The organism is Cupriavidus sp. 291-E7 (genome assembly GCF_057798835.1).
Map to the genome: position 1 here is coordinate 620302 of NZ_JBYOJV010000002.1, position 6213 is coordinate 626514.

At 62.2% G+C, this 6213-nt stretch carries 5 protein-coding genes; 3 read left to right on the plus strand and 2 right to left on the minus strand.

The features are described 5' to 3' along the window. Nucleotides 1-2: 2 nt before the first annotated feature. Nucleotides 3-2054 carry a VC_2705 family sodium/solute symporter gene (locus AC3FLX_RS05915; protein WP_488694684.1) on the plus strand — a complete coding sequence of 684 codons (2052 nt, stop codon included), beginning with the start codon at nt 3-5 and terminating at the stop codon, nt 2052-2054. 24 nt (nt 2055-2078) lie between these two features. Here AC3FLX_RS05915 and AC3FLX_RS05920 read toward each other — a convergent pair whose 3' ends face one another. Beyond that, nucleotides 2079-3269, minus strand: a complete 1191-nt coding sequence (locus AC3FLX_RS05920) for an MFS transporter (protein WP_488694686.1) — start codon at nt 3267-3269, stop codon at nt 2079-2081. Between the two features lie 157 nt (nt 3270-3426). On the opposite strand from AC3FLX_RS05920, the gene AC3FLX_RS05925 reads away from it, so the two are divergent. After that, the gene (locus AC3FLX_RS05925; protein WP_488694688.1) at nt 3427-4395 is read left to right on the plus strand and encodes a GlxA family transcriptional regulator; all 969 of its coding nucleotides are present in this window, start codon (nt 3427-3429) and stop codon (nt 4393-4395) included. Between the two features lie 50 nt (nt 4396-4445). Here AC3FLX_RS05925 and AC3FLX_RS05930 read toward each other — a convergent pair whose 3' ends face one another. Then, nucleotides 4446-4802 (minus strand): hypothetical protein, encoded by a 357-nt coding sequence (locus AC3FLX_RS05930; protein ID WP_488694690.1) that lies wholly within the window; start codon nt 4800-4802, stop codon nt 4446-4448. Between the two features lie 187 nt (nt 4803-4989). Here AC3FLX_RS05930 and AC3FLX_RS05935 point away from each other — a divergent pair, with 187 nt between their 5' ends. After that, on the plus strand, nt 4990-6210 hold the full coding sequence (locus AC3FLX_RS05935; RefSeq protein ID WP_488694692.1) for an ISL3 family transposase: 1221 nt from the start codon (nt 4990-4992) through the stop codon (nt 6208-6210). The last annotated feature ends 3 nt before the right edge of the window (nt 6211-6213 follow it).

The following is a 6213-nucleotide window of genomic DNA, read 5'->3' on the forward strand; positions in this document are numbered from 1 at the left end:
TGATGCCAGACACCCAGTCGCGCTTCCGCCGCAGGCTGATGCTGTATTACGGCCTGTTCACGCTTGGCCTGTTCGGCTTCGTCGGCATGATGGGCCTGCTCGAACATTCCAACGCCGACGCGCTTTGGCTGGGCTATGTCTTCCTGTTCGTCACGATAGCGATCTATGCCTGTATCGGGCTGATTTGCCGCACGTCGGACCTCAACGAGTACTACGTGGCCGGCCGCCGCGTGCCGGCCATGTTCAACGGCATGGCGATCGCCGCGGACTGGATGAGCGCGGCATCGTTTATCGGCCTGGCCGGCATCATCTTCGCTTCGGGCTACGAAGGGCTGGCCTACGTGATGGGGTGGACGGGCGGCTACTGCCTGGTGGCGTTCCTGCTGGCGCCATACCTGCGCAAGTATGGTGGCTACACGATTCCCGATTTCCTGGCGGCGCGATACGGCAACGGCAAGCCCGGCGGCAACCTGCCCGTGCGCGCCATTGCCGTGCTGGCTGCGTCGCTGTGTTCGTTCGTCTATCTGGTGGCGCAGATTCAGGGCGTGGGTCTGATCGTCACGCGGTTTATCGGCGTGGAGTTCGCGGTCGGCGTGTTCTTCGGGCTGGCCGGCATCCTCGTGTGTTCGTTCCTGGGCGGCATGCGCGCGGTGACGTGGACCCAGGTGGCGCAGTACATCATGCTGATCGTGGCGTTCCTGCTCGCGGTGTCGCTGATCGCGTGGAAGCATCATCACCAGGTGCTGCCGCAGATCGGCTATGGCAGCCTGTTGCAACGGATAGACATCGAGGAAAAACGGCTGGATCGCGATCCGGCCGAGCAGCAGGTGCGCGAGCTGTTCCGGCAGCAGGCCATCGACCTGCAGAATCGCATTGCGCGGCTGCCGCAGTCATTCAACGAAGAGCGCCAGGCACTGGATGCCCGGCTGATTGAACTGCGTGCCCGCAATGCGCCCTTGCGTGAGATTAAGACGGTCGAGCGGGAGCGGCAGGCGTTTCCTGCCGATGCGGCGGATGCGCTGCAGCAGTGGAACCAGCTGCGCGAAGAAGCGCTGGCCCGCAGCCAACCCGCGACGCCATCGACCGAACCATATCCCGCCGCATCTGAGCAGGAGCGCAAGACGCGCAGGCTCAATTTCGTGCTGCTGGTGTTTTGCCTGATGGTGGGTACCGCGAGCCTGCCACACATCCTGACACGCCTTTACACCACGCCGTCGGTCAAGGAAACCCGTAACTCAGTGGCGTGGGCGGTATTCTGCATCGCGCTGCTTTATGTCTCGGCGCCGACGCTCGCCGCGCTGGTCAAGGTTGAATTTTTCCAGCATCTGGTTGGCACGCCGTATGCCGAATTACCCCAGTGGGTGGTGCAGTGGCGGAAGGTGGATCCGCCCGTGTTTGGTATCCGCGATATCAACGGCGATGGCATCGTTCAATGGGCCGAGATCCTGATCCAGCCCGACATGATCGTACTGGCCGCCCCTGAGATCGCGGGCTTGCCGTACGTGATTTCCGGGCTGGTTGCCGCTGGCGCACTGGCCGCTGCCTTGTCCACTGCCGATGGTTTGCTGCTGACGATTGCCAACGCGCTGTCGCACGACGTCTACTACCACATGATCGATCGCGAGGCATCGCACCAACGTCGCGTGACCACGGCCAAGGTGGTGCTGCTGGGCGTGGCGCTGTTCGCGTCGTACGTCACATCGCTACGGCCGGGGAATATCCTGTTCCTGGTCGGCGCGGCGTTCTCGCTTGCAGCATCGAGCTTTTTTCCGGTACTGGTGTTGGCCATCTTCTGGCGCCGTACCACGGCCGCGGGCGCGGTCGCTGGCATGGCCACCGGCCTGGCGGTGGCGGTGTACTACATCTTTGTGAACTACCCGTTCTTCACGCGCATGACCGGCATCTTCGGCAATCGATGGTTTGGCGTGGACCCGATTGCGTCGGGCGCCTTCGGTGTGCCCGCGGGTTTTGCCGCAGCGATTCTTGTCAGCCTGATTACGCCCAGGAACGCACCAGTGATCGATCGGCTGGTGAATTATCTGAGGAAGGGGTAGGGGCGAGCGCGGCTTGCTCGCGCATCAGGCGGACTCGGGTTCGCGGACGGCTGTGGCGCGACGCGGCATCGGAGATTGCTCGATGCGACGATGCGCGGCAGTGGCAAAAAGGAAAGCGATCGCGATCAGCGCGGCGGCAATGAAACTCAGATATTGGACGCCTATCGACCGGAGCACGACGCCGCCAAGCACGCCAGAGCACGCAAGTCCGACGTAGGTGGCCGTGTTGTTCAGAGCAAGCACCAGCGGCGCGACATGCGGGGACAGTTGCACAAGCCGATGCTGCTGCGGAACGATCAGGCCCCAGCCGCAGATACCCCAGACGACAAGCGCGGCGATGGCGCTGCCTGTATGCGCGGCCGTCCACGGCAACGCACAGAAATTGATGATGGCGATCCACAGCATCGCGTGGATGATGTTGCGACTGGCGAAGCGGTCGACGAGGCGCCCCGACAGCAGGTTGCCGAACGTAGCGGCAACCCCCCAGAGCAGGAACAGTCCGGCAAGAATGCGTTCGTCGCCATGCGTCACCGGCTCCAGCACAACCCCTGCATACGTGTAGACCATCAGGAATCCGCCAAACGCAAATAGCGACGTCAGCAAGGTCAGCGCAATTCGTGTGTCGCGCATTGGTGCGAGCCGCTCGCGCAGTTTTACGGCTGGGGGCTGTGGCACCGATGGCAGCATCGACCAGACGCTGATCATCGCGACGATGCCCAGGGCAGTCACGAACCAGAGCGTCGTCCGCCAGCTTCCGAACCCGCCGATAAATGTGCCAATCGGCGATCCCAGCGCTGTTGCGCCAGTGAGGCCGGCGGTGACGGTTGCCAGGGCGCGCCCGCGTTTCTCCGGCGAAGCCAGCGCCGACGCCACGCCCAATGCCGTAGGCGCAAACAGGGCCGCGCCAAATCCCGCCAGTACCCGACTCATCAGCACCCAACTCAAATCCGTGGCGAGCGCACTGATCGCATTGCCGACCACGAAAATGCCAAGCGCCGTGACCAGCAGCAGCTTGCGCGGCAAGCCGCTTGCCACGGCTGCCATCACTGGCGCCGCAACCGCATAGGTCAGCGCGTAACACGTGACCATCAGGCCAGCCAGGCTGACCGAAGTGTGCAGTGACGCCGCGACGCCTGGCAGGATGCCGGCGACGACAAAGTTGTCGGTCCCCATAGCGAACATGCCGAGTGCCAGTATCAGTAGTCGACGATCCATACGAAGTGCTTTGCCAGATGTGCGGTTGAGGGCGCGGGCCGGTGTGCTGCAACGGTTGCTGCCGCCAGGCGCCTGATGTCAGTGGATCTTATGCGCCGTTGACCGTGTCTCAAATGTCATATATACCGTCAATTTAGGTCATGACTTTGGGGTGCCCATGCACACGATCGGATTTGTCGTGTTTCCGAATTTCTATCTGATGGGGCTGGCGGCAATCACGGCGTTCGAGCTGGCGAACACTGTGCTGGAGGAGCGGGCGTACGAGGTCACGGTGCTGTCTGAAAAGGGCGGGCTGGTGTTGTCGTCGGCAGGTATCCGCGTCGAATCCCAGCCTTTCGGCGGCGCCACCTTCGACACGGTCATGTTCGGGTCCGGCATCGAGATCGACATTGCGTCGACTGCGCTGATGTCGTTCGTCGCACAATCGCTGAAGACTTCGCGGCGAATTGCGGCGCCGTGCACGGGTGCGTTCATCCTCGCGCATGCGGGTGTCCTCGACGGCCGGCGAGCCACTACCCATTGGCGATTTGCCAACGATTTGCAGCGCCGCTTTCCGAAAGTCCTCGTCGAAGAGGACCAGATTTTCATCGTCGATGGCCCGATCTGGACGTCCGCGGGCATGACGGCGACGATCGACATGGCGCTGGCGATGATCGAAAAGGATCACGGCCAGGACGTTTCGCGCGCGGTCGCGCGCAAGCTGGTCATTTACCACCGGCGCGCGGGTGGCCAGTCGCAGTTTTCAACGCTGCTCGACCTGGACCCGAAGTCCGACAGAATCCAGAAGGCTATCGACTACGCGAACGCCAATTTGCGCAATGCGCTGACCGTCGACGAGCTTGCCGACGTCGCTGGACTAAGTCCGCGCCAGTTCAGCCGGGCATTCAGCGCGGAAACCGGCCAATCGCCAGCCAAGGCAGTGGAACATTTGCGCGTGGAAGCCGCGCGGCTGATGCTGGAGAAAGGACGCCTGTCGCTGGACGTCATCGCACAGGAAGTTGGCTTGACTGACCGGGAGCGCATGCGCCGGGCATTCGTGCGGACAACTGGCCAGCCGCCGCAGGCGGTGCGGCGGTTGAGCCGTGACGGGCGCGGGGTAGGTGCGGAAATGAAGATGCCCGCTTGAGCGGGCACTGGAATTCCTGCTTGAGAGGCCGACGGTGTGACCGGCCCGGTTTATGCCCGCTTGTTTGCAGTGAAGTAAAGATAAAGCAGACCGACGGGCGCGATGAAGATGGCGAACGCCCAGCACATCGCCATAGTGATGTATTTGGCGATCAGCATCATCAGGGCATTCACAAAGAACACGTTCTCCCCAAGGATGTAGCCGACGATGCCTTCGTACACAAATCTGGAGTACGGATACAGCAACGAACTGAGGGCAATGAACAATATCGCCGGAATCGATGCGGGGCTATTGGTATGGCTCCACGCCCAGTAGAAGATGGCCGGGAAGATGAGTCCAAAAAGAAAGTGGCGGATGTAGCTTTGAAGCGAAAGACCGCCGAATGACTTAACAAGTGCCGGATGCATGTGCCTTGGATTGGGAGCTGTTAAAGCGCCGATGCGCAAGACGGTAGTACGGCACTTTGTGTGTCTAACTGCACCCTGCAAAAGGAGGGCCGTAGCAGGAAGAAAAAAGGTTCTTCGGAGAATTCCGGGGACTGAATTGCCACATTCCGTATCCTAATGGCCGTTAAGACGGCTGTTGAGGAACGGGATGCTGGATCGGAAGACGCTGCAGGCCTTGGGCTGCTGGGATGGCTACAGGCTGGATCGGGTGGTATGGCCTGAAGGGGAGAGCCGTACGCTGGCGCTGTACTTGAAGCCAGTCAGCAAGGTCATGTACTGCGAGGAATGCGGATCGAAGTGCCGGCAGGTCCATGAAACGGTGGTGCGGCGCGTGCGCGATCTTCCGCTGTTCGAGTACCGGGTGGTGCTGCATGTCCCCCGCAGGCGCGTCTGGTGCGATCAATGCGGGGGGCCGCGACTCGAGCGGCTCGAATGGCTTGGGCGCTACCAGCGTGTCACAGCCAGGCTGGCGCAGGCCTGCGGGCAGTTGCTGCGTCACTGCACGGTGCAGGCCGTGGCGGCTTTCTATGACCTGGGCTGGCATACCGTCAAGACGATCGACAAGGCGCGCCTGCGCGAGGCAGTCGTCGAGCCGGACTGGTCCAGCATCCGCTACCTGGCCATGGACGAATTCGCGCTGCACAAGGGCCATCGCTATGCGACGGTGGTGGTCGATCCGATTGGGCGGCAAGTGCTCTGGATCGGTCAGGGCCGCTCGCGCGAGACGGCGCGCGCCTTCTTTGCGCAACTCCCGGCAGGCGCGGCAGAGCGCATCGAGGCCGTTGCCATCGACATGACGACCGCCTATGAACTGGAGATCCGCGAGCATTGCCCGCAGGCTGAGGTGGTCTTCGACCTCTTCCACGTCGTGGCCAAGTACGGGCGCGAGGTGATCGACCGGGTCCGTGTAGATCAGGCCAACCGCCTGCGGCACGACCGTCCGGCCAGACGGGTACTCAAGTCCACGCGCTGGCTACTGCTGCGCAACAAGGAGAACCTGAGCGACCCTCAAGCCGTGCATCTGAACGAGGTGCTGCAGGCCAATCAGCCGTTGCTGACGGTCTACATCCTGAGAGACGAGCTCAAGCGGCTGTGGTTCTACCGCCGCCCGGGATGGGCGCAAAAGGCGTGGGAGCATTGGTGTGAACAGGCAAGCCAGAGCCGGATTCCGGCTCTCGAACTGTTCGCCCAGCGCCTGAAAGCCTATTGGCACGGCATCATCGCCCGATGCCGGCACCCGCTGAACACGAGCGTCGTAGAGGGCATCAACAACACCATCAAGGTCATCAAGCGTAGGGCCTACGGCTACCGCGACGAGGAATACTTCTTCCTGAAGATCAAGGCTGCCTTCCCCGGAATTCCTCGTTGAACC